The 24,430-nt window shown below is 58.4% G+C and carries 22 protein-coding genes and 3 pseudogenes; 5 read left to right on the forward strand and 20 right to left on the reverse strand.

The window, feature by feature from the left end; genetic code table 11:
• Positions 1 to 4: 4 nt before the first annotated feature.
• From fliP to fliE, 12 genes are all read right to left on the reverse strand, one after another.
• The gene (fliP, locus tag ACW5W8_RS09435) at positions 5 to 778 is read right to left on the reverse strand and encodes a flagellar type III secretion system pore protein FliP (protein ID WP_498627520.1); all 774 of its coding nucleotides are present in this window, start codon (positions 776 to 778) and stop codon (positions 5 to 7) included.
• Positions 765 to 1,145, reverse strand: coding sequence for a flagellar biosynthetic protein FliO (gene fliO, locus ACW5W8_RS09440; RefSeq protein ID WP_498627522.1), 381 nt, complete (start codon positions 1,143 to 1,145; stop codon positions 765 to 767). Before fliO ends, fliP begins: the two co-directional genes overlap by 14 nt.
• The gene (gene fliN, locus ACW5W8_RS09445; protein ID WP_005298791.1) at positions 1,142 to 1,534 is read right to left on the reverse strand and encodes a flagellar motor switch protein FliN; all 393 of its coding nucleotides are present in this window, start codon (positions 1,532 to 1,534) and stop codon (positions 1,142 to 1,144) included. The genes fliO and fliN overlap by 4 nt, the downstream gene beginning before the upstream one ends.
• 49 nt (positions 1,535 to 1,583) lie before the next feature.
• The gene (fliM, locus tag ACW5W8_RS09450) at positions 1,584 to 2,654 is read right to left on the reverse strand and encodes a flagellar motor switch protein FliM (RefSeq protein ID WP_431361738.1); all 1,071 of its coding nucleotides are present in this window, start codon (positions 2,652 to 2,654) and stop codon (positions 1,584 to 1,586) included.
• A gap of 7 nt (positions 2,655 to 2,661) precedes the next feature.
• Positions 2,662 to 3,177, reverse strand: a complete 516-nt coding sequence (gene fliL, locus ACW5W8_RS09455; protein WP_043822474.1) for a flagellar basal body-associated protein FliL — start codon at positions 3,175 to 3,177, stop codon at positions 2,662 to 2,664.
• A 57-nt stretch (positions 3,178 to 3,234) separates the two neighbouring features.
• Positions 3,235 to 5,172, reverse strand: coding sequence for a flagellar hook-length control protein FliK (locus ACW5W8_RS09460; protein WP_498627525.1), 1,938 nt, complete (start codon positions 5,170 to 5,172; stop codon positions 3,235 to 3,237).
• 67 nt (positions 5,173 to 5,239) lie between these two features.
• Positions 5,240 to 5,680 (reverse strand): flagellar export protein FliJ, encoded by a 441-nt coding sequence (gene fliJ / locus ACW5W8_RS09465; protein ID WP_498627527.1) that lies wholly within the window; start codon positions 5,678 to 5,680, stop codon positions 5,240 to 5,242.
• 27 nt (positions 5,681 to 5,707) lie between these two features.
• A complete protein-coding gene (gene fliI, locus ACW5W8_RS09470; protein WP_498627529.1) occupies positions 5,708 to 7,039 on the reverse strand; it encodes a flagellar protein export ATPase FliI in 1,332 nt (443 codons plus the stop codon).
• A gap of 52 nt (positions 7,040 to 7,091) precedes the next feature.
• On the reverse strand, positions 7,092 to 7,916 hold the full coding sequence (gene fliH / locus ACW5W8_RS09475; protein ID WP_498627531.1) for a flagellar assembly protein FliH: 825 nt from the start codon (positions 7,914 to 7,916) through the stop codon (positions 7,092 to 7,094).
• Positions 7,917 to 7,984: 68 nt separating this feature from the next.
• On the reverse strand, positions 7,985 to 9,046 hold the full coding sequence (gene fliG, locus ACW5W8_RS09480) for a flagellar motor switch protein FliG (protein ID WP_005334749.1): 1,062 nt from the start codon (positions 9,044 to 9,046) through the stop codon (positions 7,985 to 7,987).
• A complete protein-coding gene (fliF, locus tag ACW5W8_RS09485) occupies positions 9,039 to 10,754 on the reverse strand; it encodes a flagellar basal-body MS-ring/collar protein FliF (protein WP_498627532.1) in 1,716 nt (571 codons plus the stop codon). The genes fliG and fliF overlap by 8 nt, the downstream gene beginning before the upstream one ends.
• A gap of 62 nt (positions 10,755 to 10,816) precedes the next feature.
• The gene (gene fliE, locus ACW5W8_RS09490) at positions 10,817 to 11,134 is read right to left on the reverse strand and encodes a flagellar hook-basal body complex protein FliE (protein WP_005362062.1); all 318 of its coding nucleotides are present in this window, start codon (positions 11,132 to 11,134) and stop codon (positions 10,817 to 10,819) included.
• A gap of 310 nt (positions 11,135 to 11,444) precedes the next feature.
• Here fliE and ACW5W8_RS09495 point away from each other — a divergent pair.
• The 3 genes and pseudogenes from ACW5W8_RS09495 to ACW5W8_RS09505 form a co-directional block, all read left to right on the forward strand.
• A pseudogene (locus ACW5W8_RS09495) lies at positions 11,445 to 11,573 on the forward strand (helix-turn-helix transcriptional regulator); the annotation flags it as partial.
• A gap of 128 nt (positions 11,574 to 11,701) precedes the next feature.
• Positions 11,702 to 12,199, forward strand: a complete 498-nt coding sequence (locus ACW5W8_RS09500; protein ID WP_498627534.1) for an AraC family transcriptional regulator — start codon at positions 11,702 to 11,704, stop codon at positions 12,197 to 12,199.
• A 66-nt stretch (positions 12,200 to 12,265) separates the two neighbouring features.
• Positions 12,266 to 14,016: pseudogene (locus tag ACW5W8_RS09505) on the forward strand (amidohydrolase).
• A 91-nt stretch (positions 14,017 to 14,107) separates the two neighbouring features.
• Here the strand turns inward: ACW5W8_RS09505 and befA are convergent.
• The 3 genes from befA to ACW5W8_RS09520 all read right to left on the reverse strand — a co-directional run bounded on the left by befA (position 14,108) and on the right by ACW5W8_RS09520 (position 17,564).
• Positions 14,108 to 14,893: a beta cell expansion factor BefA gene (gene befA, locus ACW5W8_RS09510; protein WP_005353696.1), complete on the reverse strand. Its 786-nt coding sequence runs from the start codon at positions 14,891 to 14,893 to the stop codon at positions 14,108 to 14,110.
• Positions 14,894 to 15,106: 213 nt separating this feature from the next.
• The gene (gene pyk / locus ACW5W8_RS09515) at positions 15,107 to 16,546 is read right to left on the reverse strand and encodes a pyruvate kinase (protein ID WP_005353698.1); all 1,440 of its coding nucleotides are present in this window, start codon (positions 16,544 to 16,546) and stop codon (positions 15,107 to 15,109) included.
• 163 nt (positions 16,547 to 16,709) lie between these two features.
• Complete coding sequence (locus ACW5W8_RS09520) at positions 16,710 to 17,564, reverse strand: MurR/RpiR family transcriptional regulator (protein WP_167335576.1); 855 nt, start codon at positions 17,562 to 17,564, stop codon at positions 16,710 to 16,712.
• 347 nt (positions 17,565 to 17,911) lie between these two features.
• Between ACW5W8_RS09520 and glk the strand changes: the two are divergent.
• Positions 17,912 to 18,883: pseudogene (glk, locus tag ACW5W8_RS09525) on the forward strand (glucokinase); the annotation flags it as partial.
• A gap of 206 nt (positions 18,884 to 19,089) precedes the next feature.
• On the opposite strand, the gene ACW5W8_RS09530 reads toward glk, so the two are convergent.
• The gene (locus tag ACW5W8_RS09530; protein ID WP_498627538.1) at positions 19,090 to 19,590 is read right to left on the reverse strand and encodes an SRPBCC family protein; all 501 of its coding nucleotides are present in this window, start codon (positions 19,588 to 19,590) and stop codon (positions 19,090 to 19,092) included.
• Positions 19,591 to 19,745: 155 nt separating this feature from the next.
• Here ACW5W8_RS09530 and ACW5W8_RS09535 point away from each other — a divergent pair, with 155 nt between their 5' ends.
• Complete coding sequence (locus tag ACW5W8_RS09535; RefSeq protein WP_498627540.1) at positions 19,746 to 20,165, forward strand: GNAT family N-acetyltransferase; 420 nt, start codon at positions 19,746 to 19,748, stop codon at positions 20,163 to 20,165.
• On the opposite strand, the gene ACW5W8_RS09540 is transcribed toward ACW5W8_RS09535, so the two are convergent.
• The 4 genes from ACW5W8_RS09540 to ACW5W8_RS09555 all read right to left on the reverse strand — a co-directional run bounded on the left by ACW5W8_RS09540 (position 20,155) and on the right by ACW5W8_RS09555 (position 24,084).
• Positions 20,155 to 20,673, reverse strand: a complete 519-nt coding sequence (locus ACW5W8_RS09540) for a hypothetical protein (RefSeq protein WP_498627541.1) — start codon at positions 20,671 to 20,673, stop codon at positions 20,155 to 20,157. The two genes, ACW5W8_RS09535 and ACW5W8_RS09540, sit on opposite strands and share 11 nt — an antisense overlap.
• 10 nt (positions 20,674 to 20,683) lie before the next feature.
• Positions 20,684 to 21,481 (reverse strand): winged helix-turn-helix domain-containing protein, encoded by a 798-nt coding sequence (locus ACW5W8_RS09545; protein ID WP_498627543.1) that lies wholly within the window; start codon positions 21,479 to 21,481, stop codon positions 20,684 to 20,686.
• A gap of 279 nt (positions 21,482 to 21,760) precedes the next feature.
• Positions 21,761 to 23,287 (reverse strand): methyl-accepting chemotaxis protein, encoded by a 1,527-nt coding sequence (locus tag ACW5W8_RS09550; RefSeq protein ID WP_498627544.1) that lies wholly within the window; start codon positions 23,285 to 23,287, stop codon positions 21,761 to 21,763.
• A gap of 65 nt (positions 23,288 to 23,352) precedes the next feature.
• Entirely contained in the window at positions 23,353 to 24,084 is a 732-nt protein-coding gene (locus ACW5W8_RS09555) for a substrate-binding periplasmic protein (protein WP_498627546.1), read from the reverse strand.
• Between the last annotated feature and the right edge of the window lie 346 nt (positions 24,085 to 24,430).

The following is a 24,430-nucleotide window of genomic DNA, read 5'->3' on the forward strand; positions in this document are numbered from 1 at the left end:
CCGGCTAACCGGCGCCCAGTCCGAAACTGTTGGCCAGCGACCCCAGGATGAGATTCCAGCCATCCACCATCACGAACAGCATCAGCTTGAAGGGCAGCGAGACAATCATCGGCGATAGCATCATCATCCCCATCGCCATCAGGATACTGGCGACCACCAGGTCGATGACAAGGAACGGCAAAAACAGCATAAAGCCAATCTGGAAGGCGGTTTTCAGCTCGCTGGTGACAAATGCCGGGATCAGCACCCGCAACGGCACATCTGCAGGTTCCTCCACCTGCACGTTGGCGATCTCCATAAAGGTATTGAGATCCTTGACCCGGGTTTGGGCCAGCATGAACTGGTGGATAGGCAACTCGGCCCGCTCAAGCGCCTCCTTGGCCTGAATGGTCTCCGCCAGATAGGGTTGCAACGCCTCATCATTGATGCGATTCAACACCGGCGACATGATGAAGAATGACATGAACAGGGCGATGCCGATCAACACCTGGTTGGAAGGACTCTGTTGCAGACCGATCGCCTGGCGCAAGATACCCAACACCACAATGATGCGGGTAAACGAGGTCATCATGATCACCATGGCCGGCAAGAAAGAGAGCGCGGTCATCAGCGCCAGCACTTGCAGGGTCAGGCTGTACTCCTGAGAGCCATCCCCCATGGTCTTGACGGTCACCGCCGACATGGCGTCCTGTGCCAGCGCAGGCCAAGAGCAAAACAGTGGTATCAGCAGGCTGACCAGCAGCCCCGTTTTCAGCCATAAGCCGTTAGCTATTTTCATGCTTGCCCATCAATTTGCCAAGCTGCTGGGAAAACGCCTGCGGCTGATTTTCATCGAGCGGCTCCTCCAGCCGGTAGAGAAAGTTGACCTGCTGCGGTGTTACGCCGACCAGCAACTGCTGTTCGCCCACCTTGACCACCATCAGCTTCTCTTTGTAACCCACGGGCAACGAAGCGATGACCCGCATCTGGCCGCCACCCATGGCGGTCGCCAGCTTGCTCTTCTTGAGCAGAAAGCCCAGCACCAAAATGAGGCCAATCACCATCAGACTGGAGAGCAACCAGGAACTCAGTGTGGGCGCAGTGGCGGATGCCGCCGTCTCGGCAAAGGCCGGAACAGGCAGCAATAACAACAGGAGGCGCATCATTTGAGCTTCTTGATCCTTTCAATCTGGCTGATGACATCGGTCAGACGAATACCGAACTTGTCGTTCACCACCACCACCTCGCCGTGGGCGATCAGGGTGCCATTGACCAATACATCCAACGGCTCGCCTGCGACCCGATCCAGCTCCACCACCGAGCCCTGGTTCAGCTGCAACAGGTTGCGAATGCTGATCTGGCTGCGGCCCACCTCCATGGCGATAGTGACCGGAATATCGAGAATGGTGTCGAGCTTGCGCCGCTCCTCGGCACTGATGGGGGCATCATCTTTCAACTCTTCCAGCGGGGCTGGCTTGGCTTCCGCCGTCACCTGCTCCTCCAGAGCCGCAGCCCAAGCATCAGCCATCAGATCCTCTTCCTCAGTTCCGCTCATCTTGTTTCCTTATGCTACTTCGTGACCGTTTACCGTAATAAACTGTCGATTATCGCTGTTGATCTTCGATACTGCGCTCGAGCTCTTCCAGCTCAGCCTCGCCATCAATTCGCACCCCGCCCCGGGTGACCAGATGCATCTCAGTCTTGACCCCATCCGGGCGCTTGAGCTTGTCGATGATCTTGAGCGCCACATTGTCCTTGGTGCGGCCCATCTTGGCGTGGAAGGTGGGCAAGTCCTCGACATAGACCAGCAAATTTTCCGGCATCTCGACAGGGATGATATCACCGGGTCGCAGCTCCATCAGTTCACGCAGGGTGAGTTCGGTCTCAAGCAGCTTGGCCCGCAGTTCCACCTTGACGTCCATGATCTCGTCACGCAGCGCCTTGCTCCAGCGCACATCGGTATCCCCTTTGTCACTCTGCACACCGGCATCCAGCAGCTCACGGATCGGCTCCAGCATGGAGTAGGGCATGGCCACGTGGAAATCGCCGCCGCCACCATCAAGCTCGATGTGGAACGAGCTGACCACGATCACTTCGGTCGGGCTGACGATGTTGGCCATCGCCGGGTTCACTTCGGAGTCGAGATATTCGAAGCCCACGTCCATCACCGGCGCCCAGGCATCCTTGTAATCCTCAAATACCAGCTTGAGCAACATCTGGATGATCCGCCGCTCGGTCGGTGTGAACTCGCGCCCTTCAATCTTGGCGTGATAGCGACCATCGCCGCCGAAGAAGTTCTCCACCAGAATGAAGACCAGCCTAGCCTCCATGGTGATGAGCGCCGTCCCCTTGAGCGGGCGAAAGCGCACCATGTTGAGACTGGTCGGCACAAACAGGGTATGAACATACTCGCCAAACTTGAGCATCTGCACGCCGTTGATGGAGACCTCGGCGGTACGGCGCATCATGTTGAACAGACTGATCCGCATATGGCGGGCGAAGCGTTCGTTCACCAGCTCCAGCGTCGGCATGCGACCACGGACGATGCGGTCCTGGGAAGAGAAATCAAACTGGGCAACACCGGGATCCCCCGCCGAGCCTATCTCCTCCTCTTCGACATCATCGACACCGTGCAAGAGGGCATCAATTTCGTCCTGACTTAACAGATCGCTCACGCTTCACCTACTGCATTACAAAGCCGGTAAACAGCACTTGTTCGATAACGGGGGAAGAGACCAAGTCCTTGAGCACTCGACGGCACTCTTCCAGTGAATCCTTGCGCAGCTTCTCCTTGCCTTCGAAGGTCATCAGCTGTTCGGCACTGGCTGCACTGAAAACCCGCAGCAAGGTGCCTTCAATCAGGGGAATATTCTGTTTGGCCAGCGTTTCGTCGGCAGTACCGCGCACCATCAGCTGGATCTTGATCTGCACCAGTCGATCTCGCTGGGCCCCCGCGACGTTGAAGACAAAGGGGCGCGGCATACCGACATAGAGGGAAGGTTTAGGCGCTTCCTCCTTGGGTGTGGCCTCGGCACCTTCCGCCGCTTCAGCGGGCGGTTTATCGGAGCCGGAGAGCATCAGGAAGGCGCCAGCACCGCCACCGCCCAGCAAAATAACCGCCAGGGCAATGATAATGATCAGCTTCTTTTTCTTGCCCGCGGCCGGGTCTTTTAGCGTCAACTCGTTATCGTCAGCCATCCCTTGTCCACCCTAGTCTCAAACTTGTTCGATATCATAAACTTACTCGGGATTGCATCAAGCATAGAAATCAATTCCGGAACCGTTTGTCGATTCCACCAGCAAACCGAGGTTGGCAGTGGTGGGTTCCCCCTCAACCAGCCCGTTACCGGCATGTGACTGACCGCCACTCTGACCCTGCTGCCCCTGCCCGCTAAAGGTAGGCTGGCCCTGTTGTTGCTGTTGCTGCGACTGCTGTTGCACCTGCGTCTGACCAAGCTGGATCCCCTGTCCTGCCAGCATGTCACGCAGCCGGGGCATCGCCTGCTCCAGCATCTCACGGGTCTGTCCATGTTGTACCACGAAATGGACGTTGGCCTGACTATCGGCCCCGATCTGGATCTGGATCTTCATCTTGCCAAGGCCAAGGGGGTCGAGCTGAATTTCCGCCTGTTGCAGTTTTTCGGCCAGCATCACGTTGACCTTCTGATGCAACTCGGCAGGCGCCTCCTGACTGGCCAGTTTCAAATGGGGTAAATTCTGCGGTTCACGGCGCAGCGTGGCCTCGGCGGTAGGCGCCCGGCTTTCAGCCACCTGTGGCTGGGGCTGGCTGTTCTGGCCATGCTGGGCGGTCTGGCTCTGGCTGCTCTCGCTACTCGATGTCGTAGCGACAAGACTCTTCTCCGCCTCACCGGCCTTCGGTTTTACCTCCAGCTGCACCGCTTTGCGCACCTCGTCGGTGCCCGTCACTTCCATCTGCTTGATGCCGGCTGAAATGGTCGACAGCGGTGCTTGCGGCCCCTGAGATTCGGCCTGTGCCAACACCTGTTCTGGCGCCACCATCACGGGCGCAACGGCGCCATCGTTCTGGGCCGCAACATTTGGCGTCACGCTGCTCTGGGCAGCGGTACTTTGCGCTGTCGTCACTTGCATCGCCCCTTGATTGGCGGATGCAGCAGTGCCTGTCTGCTGGCTTCCCTCAGCGGCACTCTTCTCAACCCCCTTGCCAGTGGCACCATTGTCTGCTGCGGTGGTTGAGGTTGTGGCGACACCAGCATCAGGTTGCTTGAGCCCCTCGTGGAATGCCTTGAGCGCGGCGCCCTGAATCGTGGCTTGCGCAGTTTGCCCCTTGCCGGCCACTGTGCTGTTAGCTACGGGGTCAGATTTGCTGTCCCCCCCCTCTTTCGCCGCGAGCGACTCAGCGGGTTTGGTGGTACTGGTCGACTCATCGACCGGCAGCACCTTAGCCAGCTGGGCCATCCGCTCTGCCCCCGTGAGGGGCTTGGAGTGCTTGCCATCTGCCCCGAGGGTTTCGCCCTTGGCAGGGGCTTTCTCCCCGGACTGCCCATCCGCAGTGGTCGCGACCTTCTCTCCCTCATCGGAGGGCACATCGGAGGAAAGAACGGCGGAAGAAGCGTCACTCTGCGCCACCACTCGCGCCGCTGAGGACGATACCGTGGTTTCAAGAGTCGATTGGGCGGTCGTCGCCAGCGGCGCTTGCGCCCCGGTCTGACCTGCAAGTTGTTGGGCAATCCTGGCAGCGGCTGGGGTCTGCTCGCTTTCATCAAGCGCAATCCCCTCCTGCTCTCCCTCTTGCGGCAACGGATTGCCGTCTACCGCAGTGGCGCACTGTTGGGCCGCCACCACCAACTGGGGAGTCACTAGCGAGGTATCGAGCTTTAGGGAGTCTTGCAGACGGAGCAGAAAGTCGGTGGCAGGGACTTCCTCCACCTTGTTGTCGGCGTCAGGATCCTGCTCCTTGCCAGTCTCCTCTTTGGGAGAGGCGCTCTCGGTCGCCAAAGATTTGGCTGATCGGACATGGTTACCGCCCTGAGTGGCCTCGGCGGCGCCCTGTTCGCTGTTCCGGGCCTTGGCAATCAGGGTGGCGAAATCACCCTTGCTGTCGCTGCTGGTTCCCCCATCGATACTTTTGCTCTCGACGGAACCGCTCAGAGGCGCTTTGTCCAACCCGTTGGCCGGAGCCGAAGGCGTTTGTGTCAACAGTGTCTGCATCATGATGGGATCCCTGAATTCTGGTGGCCCCCCAAGAGATGGCCGCCGACAATGTCCATATCAAAGCAAGTTACAGGCCAGATTGATGAAAGCGTCGCAACATGGCGTACTCATCCAGCATCTTCTGCTCCTGACGCTGGGCTTTCTGCTGCTCGCGGCTCGCCTGCTTCTCCAGCAACAGCTCTACCGCCTTGCGCCGCTGCTGGGCTGCCAGCCACTCTTCACGACGCAGATCGAGTGCCTGACGCACCTGCAACACCCCTTCGTATTGTTGGGTCGCCGCCTGTTCAAGCTTGTTGATAAAGGCGTGATACTGGCTGTTTTGCTGGGGGGAAATCCCCTGCAGGCCGCGATCTGTCCACTGCTGGTGATAGATCTGGCGGTACTGGTTGAGGGCATTTTGCTGATCCATGAACAACTTGAGATCCTGCTGCGCCTTCGCCAGCGCCAGCGCACACTGCTGCTCCGCCTCCACCAACCGATCGGCCAACAGTACCAATCCTTTACTCATCGTCGACCTCTCTGTTTCCGACCATCATCAACGCATCAGTGGCATGGCCACCATCTGCAAGGCTTGCAGGCCATCATCGTAGGGAATGACCTCGCGCATCCCTTGCTGCAAGAATTGATCCAGATAGGGTTTTTGGATGATGGCGCGATCGATACGCGGATCAGCCCCCTGGCTGTAGGCGCCGATGGTAATGAGATCCCGGTTCTGCTGGTAGAGGGAGTAAAACTGCTTGAGGGTGCGTGCCAGCCCCATATGTTCAGGCGAGGTCACCATGGGCATGACCCGGCTGATAGATTTCTCGATATCGATGGCCGGATAGTGGCCCGCATCAGCCAGCTCGCGGGACAACACTATGTGGCCATCGAGGATCGCCCGCGCCGCATCGGCGATGGGGTCCTGCAGGTCATCCCCCTCGGTCAGTACGGTGAAGAAGGCGGTGATGGAGCCTTGGCCATCACTGCCGTTGCCCGCCCGCTCCACCAGCGCCGGTAATTTGGCAAATACCGAGGGCGGATAGCCCTTGGTCGCCGGTGGCTCGCCCACCGCCAGCGCGATTTCACGCTGTGCCTGGGCATAACGGGTCAGCGAATCCATCAAGAGCAGCACGTTGAGCCCTTGATCGCGGAAATACTCTGCAATAGCCAGTGCGGTTTCACACCCCTTGAGACGCATCAGCGGTGAGGCATCGGCGGGAGCCGCCACCACCACAGAACGGGCACGCCCCTCCTCGCCCAGGATCTCCTCGATGAACTCCTTCACCTCGCGCCCCCGTTCGCCGATAAGCCCTACCACGACCACATCGGCTACCGAGCCGCGGGTCATCATGCCAAGCAGCACCGATTTACCGACGCCTGAGCCGGCAAACAGCCCCATCCGCTGACCCTGCCCGACCGTCAGCACCGCATTGATGGCACGCACCCCGACATCCATCGGCTGATGAATGGGGCGACGCGCAAGCGGATTGATGCGGTGCTGGGCAAACTGCACCGTTTGGGAGGAGAGAATGGGACCGAGGCCATCCAGCGGCTGACCGATACCGTCGATCACCCGACCAAGCAGATTCATGCCGACCGGAATACCGTGCTCTTCGGTGATAGGCACCACTCGGGCTCCGGGGATCACCCCCTTGAGCTGCTCGCTCGGCATCAGATAGAGGCGATCGCCGGAAAAACCGACCACTTCAGCCTCCAGCGTGCCATCAAGGGTATCGATACGGCAGAGTGCGCCGATGGCGGCACGACAGCCGATGGCTTCGAGTGTCAGCCCCACCACCCGGGTCAACTTACCGGCAACCGGCGGTTTGGGGGCGCAGTCGCGTACCTTGTACCCTTGCAACCGGTTCAGTAGCGAGCGGCTCATCTGGCCTCCTGGAAGCTAAAAAGTGCAGCCGGACGACAAGGTCCGGCATCGGTTATGGGCGTGGATCCGGCGAAGCCGGTTTCTGCGACGCATTGTCCCGCAAGAAGTTGCGCAGCAACTGATCGATGCGCCCGGAGAGGGTCAAATCGATGCTGGAGAGCTCGGTGGCAAGTTGCAGATCGCCGGGAGAGAGGGTGGGATCGCTCTGCAATCGCCAGTGGCGCTTGGCGCACTCTTCAGCGCCAAATGCCTGCTCGATTCGCGCGATATCGTCGGGGTGCAGCATCAGAGTCACCCCCTGTTCGGCGGCAGGCAGAAAGGCCAGCCCCTCTTTAAGCGCCTCCAGCAGAGTGCGGGGAGAGGTCTCCGCTTCATGACGAATCAGCGCTCTGGCCAGTTGCATCACCAGCGAGACCAGCTCCTGCTCCACCGCCTGATCCAGCTCGTTAAGCGGATTGGCAAGGCGGGCGGCGAGCCCCTGCCAGTGGGCGATCTCCTGCTCCACCAGCTCGCGGCCCATCGCCAGCCCCTCCTCGCGCCCCTGTTCGAGACCGGCAGAGTGGCCCTGTTGCAACCCTTCCAGTTTGCCCTCTTCCATTCCCTTGGCATAACCGGATTCGCGCCCCTCTGCCATCCCCTCTTCCCAGGCGGCCTGACGGATCGCTTCAAGCTCTTCGGCGGTGATGCTGGGGGTCGGCTCCTGTTCGGGCTCCGGCTCCACCACCTCCTCTTCCTGCTGATACCAGTCAGGGGCAAGGCCGAGGGCATTGGTGGGCGCTCCCGCCTCTACCTCGACCTCCATCTCGGGCCAGCCCCAGGTCTCAACCCGGGCATCATCACCCTCGGGGCGCACATAACCACGCAGTTTGTTGTTCATGCTTTGCGCGGCTCCTCACCACTGCCTGATGCGGGCTTGGCATCGCAACTCTGTTTATGGGCCATGACTTAGAGGAACTCCTCGCCGCCACCTGCACCCAGCATAATTTCGCCGGCATCCGCCAGACGACGGGCGATGGAGAGGATCTCTTTCTGGGCCGCTTCCACTTCGGAGACCCGGATCGGCCCCATGGCCTCCAGATCGTCCGCCAGCATTTCCGCCGCCCGTTTGGACATGTTCTTGAAGATCTTCTCGCGCATCTGATCGTCGGAGCCCTTGAGGGCGCGTTGCAGCAGATCCCCCGGCACTTCCCGCAGCATGGTCTGGATGCCGCGATCGTCCACATCGATGAGGTTTTCGAACACGAACATCAAATCCTGGATCTGCTGGCTCATCTCTTCATCCGACTCGCGGATGGAGTCCATCAGCTGGCCTTCGATATTGGTATCCAGATAGTTCATGATGTTGGCGGCAGCCTTCAGGCCACCCATCTTGGCTGCCTGGGCACCGGCCGCACCGGCGAACTGTTTCTCCATGATATCGTTCAACTCTTGCAGTGCCGCCGGTTGTACCTCTTCAAGGTTGGCGATACGCATCACCAGATCGAGGCGCACCTGCTCCGGGAACTGGCTCAGGATCTCGGCGGATTGCTCCGGCTCCAGATAGGAGAGCACGATAGTCTGGATCTGCGGGTGTTCGTTCTGGATGATGCTGGCCACCTGACGGGCATCCATCCACTTGAGCGAATCGAGGCCGCGGGCGCCGGAACCGAGAATGATCTGATCCACCAGATTGCTCGCCTTGTCCTCGCCAAGGGCCGCCACCAACGCCTTGCGCACGAAGTCTTCGCTGCCGATACCGATGTTGGTGTACTTCTGGATATCGTCGATGAATTGACGGTGCACCGCCGCCACCCGATCGTGACTGAAGTCAGACATGGAAGCCATCGACATACCGAGCCGCTGCACCTGCTTGGGCTCGAGATGACGGAAGATCTGGGCGGCATCCTCTTCATTGAGGCTGAGCATCAACACCGCAGCCATCTCCATCCCCGACATCTGGTCGAGGATCTGGCGCTGACTGTCGGTGATGTCATTGCCGGTGACTTGACTCTTCTTTTCTTCAGGCATCTTTGTTCGTTACCCATTCTTTAATGACCTGAGCGGCCAGATCCGGCTCGTTCGCTACCAGCGCACGTACCGCCTTGAGCAAGTCTTCGTCACGGTGCAGATCCGGCAGTTTCAGCTGGCCATCACGTACACCAAACACCTGATCGCTCTCGACTTGTGCTGACAGCAGGCTCAACTCGTCGTCGCCACCCAGTACGGTGTGGTTGTCGAAGTCCAGCTCCCCTTCCGGTTTGGCATCCGGGTAGAGCAGTCGCTTGAGCATGGGACGGATCACGGTCACGATCAACACGATAATCACCAGCACCGAGGCGGCGATGCGCACCGCACGCCAGAACCAGGGCTGATCGTAGAGCGGCACCTCGGCCACGGTATCCAGCTCTGGACGATTGAACGGAATCGCGACCACCTCAAGGGTATCACCACGGGTCACATCAAAGCCAAGGCCACCGCTCAGCAAACGGCGCAATGTATCGAGTTCTGCCTGGGTGCGCGCCTCACGGGTCACGGCCCCATCTGCGCCGGGCACCGCCTTGTAATCCACGGCAACCGATACGGTCATACGGCGAATGCCACCCATCTGACGACGGGTGTGGCTAACTGTGGTATCCAGCTCGAAGTTTCGGGTCGCCTCTTTGCGGGAGCGACCAGCAGCAACTGTGGTGGTACCATCAGCAGCAGTGGTCGTGACCTGCTCGGGAATAGTGGAGGCAGCTGGAGGCTGATTGGAGAGGGAACCGGGCACGCCACCATTACTACCGCTGGCGCTGTTCTCTTCCATGGTCATTTCGGAGCGCACTGCAGGCAGATCCGGGTTGTAAGTCTTGCGGGTCTGCTCCTGCTGGGAGAAGTCGAGAGAGAGATCCACTTCCGCCGTATAGTTGTCGGCCCCCAGCACCGGGATCAGGATGGCGTCAATTTTTTGTTTGTACTCCAGCTCCTGCTTCTGCTGCATGGCAAACTCTTTGCGAGTCTGGGCAGAGAGTGGATCTTGCGAGCCGGAGTTGAGCAGGCGGCCATTCTGGTCGGTGACGGTGACACGAGTCGGTTCGAGGCCGTGTACCGCAGAGGCAACCATATCGACGATGGAGTCCACCTCCCCCTGCCCCAGCGCCGCCCCTTTCAGGTTGAGCACCACGGTGGCACTGGGTTTGCGTTCGTTGCGGGCAAACACGTTGTCTTTCGGGATAGCCAGCAGCACCTGGGCCTTGGCCACATTCTGGAACTGCTCGATGGCGCTCGCCAGCTGGCGCTCGCGGCTCAGCTTCAGACGTTCGCTCTCCATCCGCTGGCTGACGCCGAAACTGGAATCTTTGAGCAGGATATCTTCACCACCGATGTTGCTATCGGTGGCATTGGCAAGACCGGCACGGGTCAGGGCCAACTGGATAGTGGGGTAGCTTTCGGCGTTGACCAGCACGCTCTTGCCATCCACCTCATAGGGGATCTTCTGCTGATCGAGGAAATCGAGAGTCTTCACCAGCTCCTGGGTGGTGTAGGTGCCGAGGGGACGCATGTCCGGCTCCTTGCCCCACAGCAGGATAAACACCGCAATGGCCAGACAGATGGCAAGCCCCAGGATCAGAGTTATTTGCCGCAGCACATCGGTGTTGGACAGGAAGCCCAGCGCCGAACTCTTCTGCTCATTTTCATCGAGGGCGGCGGTGCCCTCATCGTTTATCAGCAGATCGCCGTTTTGGTCAGTAGCCACGATTTATGTCCTTATTGCTGACATGTTCATGATGTTCAGTCGTCATGGTTTATTGGCGTCGCTTATACCGGCATGTTCATGATGGTCTTGTAGGCATCGACCATCTTGTTGCGCACCTGTACCGTGGCTTCAAAGGCGATGGAGGATTTTTGGCCCGCGATCATCACCTCGGCCAGATCCACCGACTTGTCACCCATATCGAAACGGGTACGCAGATCATTGGCGGCCCCTTGCAGCTCGTTGACGTTGCCAAGCGCCTGTTGCAGCAGCTGACCAAAATCGGAGGTTACCTGACGACCGGGTTGTGCCAGCGGCGTTGCGCCTGCTTCGATCTTGAGCGCCTGCATCTCTTGCATCAGGCTGCTTGCACTAATTTCCATTTTTCATCCCCAGACAAATCATTGACGCTGGCATGCAACAAGCAATTAGAGTGCCAATGCGTTAAAAGCGCGATGCGGATGAGTGGCCAGACCAGGCTGGACGAGTTCGACAACGGCAGGTGGCTCTGATTAAATCCGACTCTGACGCCCACTTTTGCTGGCTGGCAAGGAGTCCGCTCTGGATTATCGCAAACCCGTGCTCAAGGCGATGGACTACATCAGCCAACATCTGGATGACAATCCGGGCCTGGATGAGGTCGCAGCAGCGGCAGCCATCTCCACCTTCCACTTCCACCGTATTTTCAAGACGATGGTCGGCGAAACCATTGCCGGATTTACCCGGCGCCTGCGTATGGAACGCGCTGCCCGTCGCTTGCTCGCCTCCCCCCAGAGTGACATCACCCCCCTCGCACTGGCCGCCGGGTTCTCCAGCTCGCAGAATTTCGCCAAGGCCTTTCGCCTGCACTTCGCCATGAGCCCCTCGGAATACCGCCAGCAGCAGGGGGGAAACTGGAAAAGCAAGATTGGAAACGATCCCTTCCCTTTGACACCTATGATGGCCTGGTCATGCACCCGGTCACCGAACACCCGGGTCTGTTGCAGGGGGCTAGCGTCAGGCAGATGCCCGCCCGGCGCGTGGCGTACATGCGCCGCCTGGGCCCCTATGGCAAAGAGACCTGCGAGCAAGCTCATCGGGATTTGCTCGCGCTGTTCGCCTCAGACGAGGCGATGACACCGGCGGGTACCCTGAGTCTCTATTGGGATATCCCCGATATCACCGATGAGACCCGTTGCCGTACTGACGTCTGCATCGAGCTGGGGCCAGAGATCCCCGCTGGGCGCCAGTTAACCACCCAGACCATCGCCGCGGGCCCCTATGCGGTTTGTCAGTTTATCGCTCGCGGCGATCAACTGGTCGCTTGCTGGGAAACGGCGTTTCGCTGGGTAGTGGGTCAAGGGCTGAACTGCGACGATCGCCCGTGTTACGAGCAATACCACGCAGGCACGGACCCCGACCGGGAGCATTACGTGTTTGATATCTGTATCCCGCTGATCAACCGATAAGCCGATACCTCATTTCCATTTACCCACTTCGGTGCCTTCGGGCACCGAAGCGACGGAGTCATGCCCATGAATATCAAAACGCTGTTTCTCGCCAGCCTGATGGTGACGCTTCCCGCTGCCGCCAATGCCCAGTCACAGAGCCAGACGCTGATCTTTGGCGGCACCATCTACAGTGGTGATCCGGCGAACCCTCACCCGGAAGCGGTCGGCATTGAAGGTAAAAAGATAGTGGCAGTCGGCAGCTATCAGGAGGTCAGCGCCCGCCTCGGCAACCATGCCAAGCGTCTTGATCTGAAAGGAAAGTACCTGATGCCGGGGCTCATCGACAGCCATGTTCATGCGGCATTTGCCGGTTTTCAGGGGATGACGGTTAACTTTCCTGACGCCATGAGTGAGGTTGAGCAGGTGCAGCTATTTCTGACCCGCAGCAAGGATGATCCCCGCCTGACACTGGGCGATGTAGAGCTATACAGCAATGTCTCCCTCGACTACTGGCATCAGCTTCCCCTGCTCGATCAGGTGTTCAATGGCCCGCAATACCGGCAGATCCCGGTGGTGCTTGCCGGTTCGGATGCCCACACCGGTTGGGCCAATCAGGCCATGCTGCGCAAGGCTGGCATTGATGCCGGCTCCCTTGACGGTCGTTATGCTCCGCTGAAAGGCAATTTTGGCCTCACCCCATCCGGCAAGCTCAATGGCTTTGCCTCGGAAGGCGGCTGGGATGCCATCCTCAAGGCGCTGCCCCCCGTCAGCGACGAGACGATTGCCAGTGCCATCATGACTGCCGCCAAACAACTCAATCAGGTGGGCATTACCGCCTGGATGGACCCTATCAGCAACATTCGCCCCCTCGCCCCCATCTTCAACGCCGAGCCGGATCGCCGCGATACCTGCCTGCTGCCGGCGTACAGCATGCTCTCCCGGGAAGGCAAGCTGACCGGACATGTATCCGCACTGGCACTGGTGGGGATACATGCCTCACCCACCATCATTGATGACGTATTAGCGCTGCAACAGCAGTTTCAAGATGCCCCGGACGTGAAACTGGTGGGGTCAAGATCCTGCAAGATGGTGTCATCGAGTATCCATCCCAGACCGCCAAGTTGAGCGAGCCCTACCTCAACCGTCCCGGTTACAGCGGCAAGGACGATTTGGACAAGCAGCGTTTCAACGAGCTGATCCGCACCGCGGATGCCCATCAACTTATCGCTCACTTTCATGCCATCGGCGATCGGGCCGTCCGTGAATCCCTCGATGCCATCGCCTATGCCCGGGCCCACAATCAGGATCACCGCCTGCTGCACAGCATCACCCATCTGGAGGTGGTGAGCCCGGCCAGTATTGCCCGCTTCAAACCGCTCAATGTGGCCGCATCGATGCAACTCTTGTGGGCCGGGAAAAACGTGGCGACCACCCTGCTGCTTGAAGGAAAAGTGCCCCCGGCACTGCTAGCCCGCCTCTATCCGGCAGGCAGCTTGCTGCAAAGCGGCGCCATTATCGCCGGTGCCAGTGACTGGCCGGTCTCCAGCCCCAACCCTTTCCTCGCCATGTATACCGCGATCACTCGTCAAGGGGAGCTTGGCTTGCAGCCCCCCGCCAGCGAGCAGATCAGCCGTCAGGCCATCTTGCAGGCCTATACCCTCAACGCCGCCAAGGTAATTGGACGGGAGAAAGAGATTGGCTCCATCAGCGCGGGCAAGAGTGCTGACCTGATCTTGCTGGATCGCAATCTGGAACAGGTAGCAAGCGAAGAGCTCAAGGAGACCAAGGTGCTCTGGACCATGTTCAAGGGCAAGCAGGTCTATTCAGCCCACTGACACCGAGAGAACAAACAGGCCCGCACTGCGGGCCTGTTGGCAAGATCACGACAAGCGCATGGCGTGCAGTGAGCAACCGATAACGGCGGGATTAGCGGCTCGTTTCAGTCAAGTCCTTGTCAATCCAGTACTTGGAGCCGGAGATATTGGCATCGAGCAGCAACCCCTTCTCGCCAATCTGGTAGATGGCCATGCCGCCGTTGTATTTGGCGGTAAGCTCGGCGCTCTCCTTGCCGGCCACCACGCCCACTTCGGAGGTGGCCTCCCACCCCTGGGTCACGAAGGCATCGAATCTGGCCTTGTCTTCAAACAGGATCACCTGCTGATAGAACTTGCCGCCAATCCCGGCCGCCAGACCCGCACCAAACATCTTCATATAGGTGTGCTTGCCGGTTTTGCGATTGACTGCCACCCCGGCCCCCTGATTGGTATGCAGCATCAGGGAGAACTTGCGCGAATCGAACACTGCATAGCCATAAGCCTTGTCAAACAACAACTTGGCTGATGGCTGCTCATTGAACAACCGGATCAGCGCAGTGTCGGCCATGGTATTGAGCGCGATCCTCGCCTCTTTCGCCGTCTTGGGGTTGAGCATCTCGTTGAGCTCCTTGTCGGCTGCCTTCAGCCACTCCTTGCCGGTCGCGATGCTCTTGTCGGTCCAGACCCCGGCGGTATTGAAGGCATCCTCTCCCCAGGCCGAGATGGAAGCCCAGCTCTTCTTGGAGAAATCGCTGACATCCTGCCACACCTCCTTGCTGGTCTCGCTAACTGCCGCTCCCAGATCGGACGCTGCGGCCTTTAGCTTGGCCCAGTCGGCATAACAGGGTGAGAAGGCCAGACTCAGTGACAAGGCCAGCAACCAGTTACGCTTGTTCATTTTTTCACTCCCGTATTGTCGAGTGTCTGGGTTACCTGAGACGATCACCTACAACAGGCTACCCGCTGAAAATCACTCCCGCATTATCGGAAGGGGAATCCGGTTAAGCAATCATTGAGTCCTGTTTATACCGCCACAGCCCGACTGCGGTTAACAAAAAGGCTGCTCATCAAAGAGGAGCAGCCTTGTTAAGCACAGTAAAACTGGACTGGCTTATTCGACCATCATCACCTTGCAGGTGTTGGTACTACCCACGGTTTCCATCTTGTCACCGTGAGTCAGCAGCACCATGTCACCGCTCTGCAACAGCCCCTTATCCTTGAGCACAGCCAGCGCGTCGCGGCACACTTCGTAGACCGGTTTGGTCTCGTCACCATCAAACATCACCGGAGTGACGCCACGGTAGAGGTTGGTCCAGGCCAGGGTCTTGTTGTGGGGAGACATGGCGAAGATCGGCAGACCGGAGCTGATACGGGACATCAGCAACGGCGTGGTGCCGGACTCGGTCAGTGCCACGATCGCCTTGACCCCTTCCAGGTGGTTGGCCGCATACATGGTGGACATGGCTACAGCTTCTTCAACGGAAGTGAAGGTGTAGCTCATGCGGTGGTTGGAGACATTCAGGCTCGGGTGCTTCTCGGCACCGACACAGACGCTCGCCATGGAGGTCACAGTCTCGATGGGGAACTGACCGGCAGCAGTCTCGGCAGAAAGCATCACCGCATCGGTACCATCCAGCACGGCGTTGGCCACGTCCATGACCTCTGCACGAGTCGGCAGCGGCGCATTGATCATCGACTCCATCATCTGGGTGGCGGTGATCACCACACGGTTCAGACGACGGGAGTGGCGGATCAGCTTCTTCTGTACGCCAACCAGCTCGGGGTCACCGATCTCGACCCCCAGATCGCCACGGGCGACCATCACAGCATCGGAACCGAGGATGATGTCTTCCATCGCCTCATCGGTGGCGACGGTTTCGGCGCGCTCAACCTTGGCCACGATCTTGGCATTGGAACCGGCTTCGCGGGCCAGCTCACGGGCGTAGCGCAGATCATCGCCACAGCGCGGGAAGGAGACAGCCAGATAGTCCACATTCATGCGGGCAGCGGTCTTGATGTCTTCCTTGTCTTTCTCGGTCAGGGCCGGAGCTGAGAGACCGCCCCCTTTCTTGTTGATGCCCTTGTTGTTGGAGAGCGGCCCGGCCACGGTCACCGTAGTGTGAATGCGGGTGCCTTCAACCTGCTCGACCTTCAGTTGCACACGGCCATCGTCCAGCAGCAGGATGTCGCCCTGAACCACATCGTCTGGCAGGCTCTTGTAGTCGATACCGACCTGCTCCTGACACCCTTCACCCTTGCCGAGTGCCGCGTCGAGAATGAACTTGTCACCGATGGCCAGATAGATTTTGCCATCCTTGAAAGTGGAAACACGGATTTTCGGGCCTTGCAGATCACCCATGATGGCGACGTGACGACCGAGCTTGGCAGCAATGTCACGCACCTGATTGGCGCGCAGGATATGGTCTTCAGCAGTGCCGTGAGAGAAGTTCATCCGCACCATGTCGGCCCCGGCGCGGATGATCCCTTCGAGGATCCCTTCGCGGTCGGTAGCCGGACCGAGTGTGGTTACAATCTTTGTACGTCTAGGCATGAAAGACTCCAATATGAAGTTGATATGACTTGAGATTCTGCCCCATCAAGCCCATGGCTCGATGCACCCGTTTGCAAACCATCTGGGTGGTTTTTGTTATTAAATTACAATACTACACCAAGGCGGATGGCATAGACAGTCGGGGGCCAAAGCCCCCGACGGTTCAGGAAGAGTGCGGGGTTTCGAAGCGGGATTCGCGCAATCCCTCTTTAACCTTCTTAAGGTTTTCGCGAAATTTCATCCCCCGGCGCAGGGTAAAACCGGTCGCCAGCACATCCACCAGCGCCAGCTGGGCAATGCGGGATGCCATCGGCATATAGACATCGGTATCTTCCGGCACATCCATGGAGAGCACCAGATTGCACTCGCGGGCCAGCGGAGAGTCTTTGGCAGTCATACCGATGACGGTAGCGTCGTTCTCACGGGCCAGCGCTGCAATTTCCACCAGCGCCTTGGTGCGACCGGTATGGGAGATCAGCACTACCACATCCCCTTCGCTGCTGTTGATGCAGCTCATCCGCATCATGACGATATCTTCAAAGCTCACTACCGGGATGTTGAAGCGGAAGAATTTGTTCTGGGCATCGCGGGCAACGGCGGAGGAGGCGCCCAGGCCGAAGAAGCTGATCTTCTTGGACTGGGTCAGGATATCGACGCAGCGGTTGATGGCGGAAATATCCAGGCTGTTTTTGGCGGCATCCAGACAGGCCATGGTGGATTCGAAGATCTTGGCGGTGTAGGTATCCGGCCCGTCTTCCGCTTCCACATGACGATTTACGTAAGGAGTGCCGTTGGCCAGGCTCTGGGCCAGATGGAGTTTGAAATCGGGAAAGCCCTTAGTATCGAGACGGCGGCAAAAGCGGTTGACGGTCGGTTCACTGACATCGGCCATCTTGGCCAGAGCGGCGATGCTGGAGTGGATGGCGGTCTGGGGCGACGCCAGGATCACCTCGGCAACCTTGCGTTCTGATTTACTGAAACTTTCCAAGTTGTTCGTAATTTTATCAAGGGTATTCATCATCACCACCAGGCGTTTTTGTAATTTAGCTTCAGTGTCTTTGCACTCAATCTACGGCTAAGCAGGTTTCCATTCAAGCTAAGGACTATACAAGACAAGCGGTTATCGCAACTAACGCCTGCCATACAAAGTATGACTCATCTCTAATTATTTCGTACTTTTCGTTACAAAACGTCACCTTGCCATGAAAGCGCTTACAAATGTTGCAAAGCAACAACATTGTGAGCAGGCGCACATTTGTATCGATCCGGTGGGTGAGCGGGGCCCGGCTCGGATAGAATGGGCTGTCATAATCCAACAATAATCTCGGGACACCAGAGTCGTCCCCATCCTGTAACGAAGGAGTTGTTATGCAGCATACCCATGCGCTGGTCGGCGATGTCGGCGGCACCAATGCGCGGCTGGCCCTGTGTGAGCTGGCCACCGGTACTATCTCTCAGGCAAAAACCTACTCAGGTCTTGCCCATCCCAGCCTTGAAGCCGTGGTACGCCTCTATCTGGAGGAACACAAGGTTCCGGTGGCTGAAGCCTGCATCGCCATCGCCTGCCCCATCAATGGTGACTGGGTCGCCATGACCAACCACAGCTGGGAGTTCTCCATCAACGAGATGCAGCGCAATCTCGGGCTGGCTCGCCTGCAGGTGATCAACGACTTCACCGCCGTCTCGATGGCGGTGCCGGTACTGGCTGAATCGGATCGCATCCAGCTGGGCGGCGCGGCGCCGGTGGCTGACAAACCCATCGCCATCTATGGCGCGGGCACCGGCCTTGGGGTCGCGCACCTGGTCAAGGCGGGCGAACAGTGGCTGAGTCTGCCGGGTGAAGGGGGTCATGTGGATTTTGCCGCCAACACCGAAGAGGAAGATGCGGTGCTGCAGGTGATGCGGGGTGAATTGGGCCATGTCTCGGCCGAGCGTTTCCTCTCCGGCCCGGGTCTGGTCAATCTCTATCGCGGGCTGGTGAAATCCGATGGCCGTGAGCCAGAGCCGTTTGCCCCCAAAGACATTACCGAGCGCGCACTGGCCGGGGAGTGCCTCGATTGCCGTCGCACCCTGAGCCTGTTCTGCATGCTGATGGGCCGCTTTGCCGGCAATCTGGCCCTCAATATGGGTACCTTTGGCGGCGTCTATATCGCAGGTGGCATAGTGCCGCGCTTCCAGGAGTTCTTTACCGGTTCCGGTTTCCGGGTCGCCTTTGAAGACAAGGGGCGCTTCAAATCCTACCTCAAGGAGATCCCGGTGTTTCTGATCACCCATGAAGGGCCGGGGCTGCTCGGTGCGGGCGCTTACTTGCGCCAGTCGATGGGGATCACTATCTGATTGAAGAGGGGAACGAGGCGGGATCATCCATGGTTCAGCCTCGATTCAGTGTGAATGGCATAAAGTAGCCGCACGTAACCAAGAGGGTTGTGCTTCACAAGGAGTGGAAAGCGACTCTCATCCGCTGGATACGTTTGTCACCTGACAAGCCTGAACTGTTTCAACCGGCCTTTTGGCCGGTTTTTTTTTATGTCTGACATCCGGGATTACTGGGCCAGCGCCTTCAACTGCGCCTTATCGGGCGGATTGTTCCAGTCGATAGGGCCGTGGGTAAAACGGTACTGCAGCCGTGGCAGGCTGGTCTCCAGCCACTCTTCCCGAAAATAGGCATAACCCTGATCCCAATCCGGATCATTGGCCCAACCGCTCTGCAGGAAGTAGAGGCGCGTACCCTGCCCTTCCGGCACAAAACGCAGGCACACCTGGGTTTTCTGCTGGCGGATATGAGGCAGGCTGGGTGGAAAATTCCAGCTGAAACTGAGCAGGTCATAGGGCATGACGGCCATGACCCGGCACCCTTCGCTGCCACGCTCCCCCAAGGGAGCATGAGGCCTGAAGTAGATCTCGAAAGGGCCATTCGGTTCGGCCACCATCAAACATTCGGGAGCCAGAAAGCTGCGCAGACCGCTTTCTGTGGTCCAGGCGTGCCAGACATCGTCTATGTGCGCCGGAACAAAAATGTTGCCTTCAATCAGTTTATTGTCCATAAATCAGCGATCCTCAAGCCATCCATACAGGGGACTCCGGTAGTATAGCCCCATGGCAAATACAATGGACAGAGCTTAATCACACCCTTGTCATTTGCATCAATTAACCTGCCGCTGTGCAGCTGCCTCAATGAACATTGGCTCGGGAGGCCATCATGATCCGGCTCATGGAAGAACACGACATTCCCCAACTGGCCCGGCTGTTTTTAAAGAGCCGCCGCCACACCTTTCACTGGGTCGATCCCGCCAGCTTCCAGCTCGAGGATTTCGAGGAGCAGACCAGAGGTGAACAGGTGTGGGTTGCCGAACAGGGGGGTAATATCTGCGGGTTTATCGCCATCTGGCAGCCCGATCACTTCGTCCATCATCTCTATGTCTCAAGCGACTGGCACGGTCAGGGGATAGGGCGCGCCCTGCTGGAGCGGGGCCTCGCTGATTCGCCGCGCGGCTCGCTCAAGGTGGCGACCCGCAATACGGCAGCATTAGCCTTCTACCATCGGCTGGGCTGGCAAAACAGTGACGAGACCGGCCACTGCGAGGTCACCGGCCCCTGGTGCAAGTTGCTTAGAAACTAGCGGGACGCCCGGCACCTGCGCTTTGCGGCTGAACAGGTACCAGCGGTGCCGGGGGGAAGAACCAGCGGTAGAGATCGAACCAGCCATCTCGCTGGGCAATCACGACCTCATGCACCGGATCGCGCTGGAAGATCGCCACCTTGTTTTCAGTCAGCGGCACCCAGGCATAGTTGACCAGCGCATATTGCGACTGGATCAGGTTGTACTCATTGAGATAGGAGTCATCGTTACCCGACTCGTGCAGCTGGGTACGACTGTCGATGAGGTAAACAAGCTGGTTGAAGAAGGTAAATTGAAAACCGGTCACCCGCCACTTCTCTCTGGTCGCCTCCTCCTCTTCAATCACGGTGATTTTGCCCCAGCGACACACCCCGTAATAGTTGACCCCGTTGGCCGACATCTTCAGCTCGTAATGACAACCCAAGCTGTTGATAAACATCCCGACCACAAACAGCAACACGACAAGCAGTGGCAACAGCAGCAAGGTATTTTTCAGCGTTCGTTTCATCAGAGATCCCTTACAGCGTTTTTTCTAGCTCTTTATAGGAAAGCACGCGAACCTTGTGGCCGGAGATCAGCACCAGCGATGCCGGTTTAACTGGCGGCACGTCGCTCCGAGCCTCCATCTGGCAGACGACGCCGGTCGGAGCGTCGGCACACTGCACATGGAGCCACTCGAAATGGAGATAACTGGCGGCAAACAACGCCAGCACAGCCAGTACCAGATTGAGGTAAACCAGACTCCTGACCAGGAGCGGCCGCCCGATACCGCTGAAGCAGGCGAGTTTGACACGCTCACCAAAGGAGCGGGCTACGCCAGATGCAGGCTCTGTGGTGACCTCATTCCCTGACAATGGTGGTGTTGACGCTGACTGCGCAGCCACAGCAGGCGCGGGTTCGCTCATCGGCTCGGGCAAGGGCTCACTCTCTGTTGGCAGTGCCTTGCCGTAATAGCTCTTAATCTTGCAGTTCAGATGCAGAGAGTACCCTTTTTTCGGGGTACTTCTGATATCCAGCGTCTGGGGGGATGAGGCGAAGTGGCGACGAATATTGGCGATGGCCACGTTCAGTGAGTTGGGGCTGATGGGGCGACCCAACCAGCCGATTTCGAGCAACAGATCCTTGTCGCACACCTCGTCATGGTGATCGAGCAGATAGCTGAAAATGAGGCTCTCGGCCGATGACAGGCGCACCACCCTGGCGCTTTGCACGTTGTCCTTGTCGGTACAGAAGATCAGATCTCGCCTTTTGACATCAAAGAGATAATCACCGAAGTGATAGGCTGATATGTTATTGCCTGGTGTAACCCCCGTCATACCAACCACCTGTTATTTGCATTCATCATGAAGAAGCTGGGATTCCACGCCCGATAAGGCCAGATGGCGGCTCAGGACGAGCTGTCATCGCGCGAAATTCTAATGGGTCGGGATCAGCGGCACAATAGATGCGAACAGGCATAAACGGGGAAAATGAATATATGCGTCCAGCGCTGTCGGAGTGAGTGCTGGGCTGCGCATGGCAAAAATTGCTACTGGACAGGGCGCCGGCCTGCCCCGCAAGATGCTCCGGCATCCCAGCAGGGCGAGGTTGATTCACTAGACCCGAAACTGCTTGAGCAAAGTATCGAGCTGGGCCGACAGCTGCCGCAGATCGCTGCTGGCCTCGGCAACCTGTGCCACTCTGGCGGCACTCTCGCTGTTGAGGGTCGCAATCCGGTTGACGCTGTGACTCACCGCCTCCGCCACCGAGTGCTGCTCCTCCGATGCCTGGGCGATATACATGTTCATCTCGCGGATCAGGCTTACCTGATTTTTGATCTTCTCCACCGAAGCCTGTACATCTGCCGCCTCGGCACCGGCCCGGGAGGCCTGCTCCTGGCTCTGCTGCATCCCGGACCCGACATTCTGGGTCGCTTGCTGCAACCGCTTGATACTGGCACTGATCTCCTCCGTCGACTGACGGGTACGCCCCGACAAGGTGCGTACCTCATCCGCCACCACCGCAAAACCGCGCCCCTGATCACCCGCCAGCGCCGCCTCGATGGCGGCATTGAGAGCAAGCAAATTGGTCTGCTCGGCGATACCATTGATCACTTCTATGATTGTGCCGATGCTGCTGCTCTCGGTCGAGAGGGTACGCATCAGGATGGCAACTCGCTCCACCTCCCCCACCAGTTGATGAATCGCCTCATTGGCATGACCTGCCAGATGGTAACCCTGCTCCACATAGTGATTGGCCTCATCGGTGGCACCAGAGGTTTTCACCGCGTTGCCAGCCACCTCCTGCACCGCCTGACTCATTTCGGTAATGGCGGTGGCGACCTGATCCAATTCGGACTGCTGGGCGTCACTGCCAATACGGGTATCTGCCGAGAGGGTGTCGCAGCGCTCGGCATTTTGCAGCACCCCGGCGGAAAGGGTATTAATCTCCGCCACCATATCCTGCAACTTGGCAATAAAGTGGTTGATGTTGGTGGCCAGCGTCCCCATCTCATCCTGACGGTTGATCTTGAGTCGCTGGGTCAGATCCCCCTCCCCTCTGGCAAGATCAAACACCGCTTGATTCATCTGATGAAGTGGCCTCAGCACATTGCGGTGAATCAGCGCCATCAGCAACGCGATGATGCAGAGATCGAGCACCAGGATCTGCCAGACGGTGGTGAGCAACTGCTGGCGCAAGTGGGCCTGAATGGCGGCATCACTGGTTTGTACCAGCAATCGGGCCACTGTGTTTTTCTGGCCGCTGTCGTCATAGACCAGATCATATCCTCCATAGGCTGCGATGTCGGCAGGCATGGCCGTCACGGGGGCAATGGCGCCTGCCGTGTCACGGGCAAACCCGGCCACCAGCTTCTCCTTGTTGACCACCAGCAAAGCACTCAGGATATCGGCCGCCAGCTCGGACTTGAGCGATGCCTCGATAAAAGCTGACTCATAATTCCACAGCGGGCCGGGCAGAGAGAGCTGCAGCCGGCCGATGGCCTGTTCGACCAGCGCACTCTGTTTGCTGTAGCTCTCCGCTCTGGCGGTGTTGTAGTTGTAGCCGCCAAACAACACCAGTAGCAGACTCACCGACAGGGAGGTCAACACGGCAATCCTGAACGTCAGACTTTTCCAATCCATGGCTTCCTCCCGGTTTTCACGGCAGCCGGCGCAGTGCCATTGACTGGCACTTGTTACGAGTACTGTTACTGGTACTTGGCGTTGATCTTGTCGATGGTGCCATCCGCCTTCATGGCGACCAGGATCTCGTTGAGCCTGGTGATGAGCTCATCGGGCGTGTCCTTGTTAAACGCCAAGCTCATCTGGGTTTCCTTGAACACGAAGACCGGCTTGGGTGCGACCACTTTCTCCTTGCTGGCTAGATAGGGCGCCAGATACTGGCCGGTTGCCCAAAGATCGATGCGACCGGCCTCCAGTTTTTTCACGTTGGCGGTATCGTTGGCAGCCAGCTGCAACTTGGCAAATCCCTGAGCCTTGAGATATTCGGCGGCCGCATCGCCGTTATAGCCCCCCACCGAATACTGCTTGGCATCTTCCAGCGACTTGACCGTGATATTGGCGGTCGAGCTGGAGAAGAAGACCCAGTTGTTATTGACCAGCGGCCCCACCCATTTGAACAGCGCCTCACGCTCCGGGGTACGAGTCGTGGAGTAGAGTGCGGTGTTGGGAGTACCGAGGGTATCTTCGTACGCCCGTTTCCAGGGCATCAGGGTCAGCTGGTATTCAACCCCGGCACGCTTGAACAGCTCTTCGACCACCTCGGTCGACAGCCCGACAATCTTGCCCCCCTCTCCCTGCATGTTGAATGGCGGGTAATCCTCGGTCATCACATTCAGTGGCGCAGCCTGAACAGCGCTTATCGCCATCATCGAAGAGACTGAAAAAATTGCACTTTTCCACAGCAGTTGATAGTTCATTGCAACCTCGCTTTGCTTGCCATTCATCCCTGAACATCCGCCATTATCGATGGCGGTGCACGTCTGACCCACTGGGGTCATGCCGGCTTTCACGGCTCGCCGCCCACCCATGTGTAGCAGCAAACAGATCCGGATTTTGCCTGTGCGCAACGAAACGCAACCGGCGAGGGAGGCTCACAACAAATCGAGGTGGAAACATGCCAGGACAGCATAAGGGGAGTGCGGAGTGGGGCGGATAAGCCTCTGCCATACAACAGCGCCGTGACGGAGAAAAAGCGCATCGTGTTATGACAGGGGTCTGGGAGAGAAATGATTGAAAACGCCAACATCCATTTTCCCATACTGC

The organism is Aeromonas aquatilis (assembly GCF_054052405.1).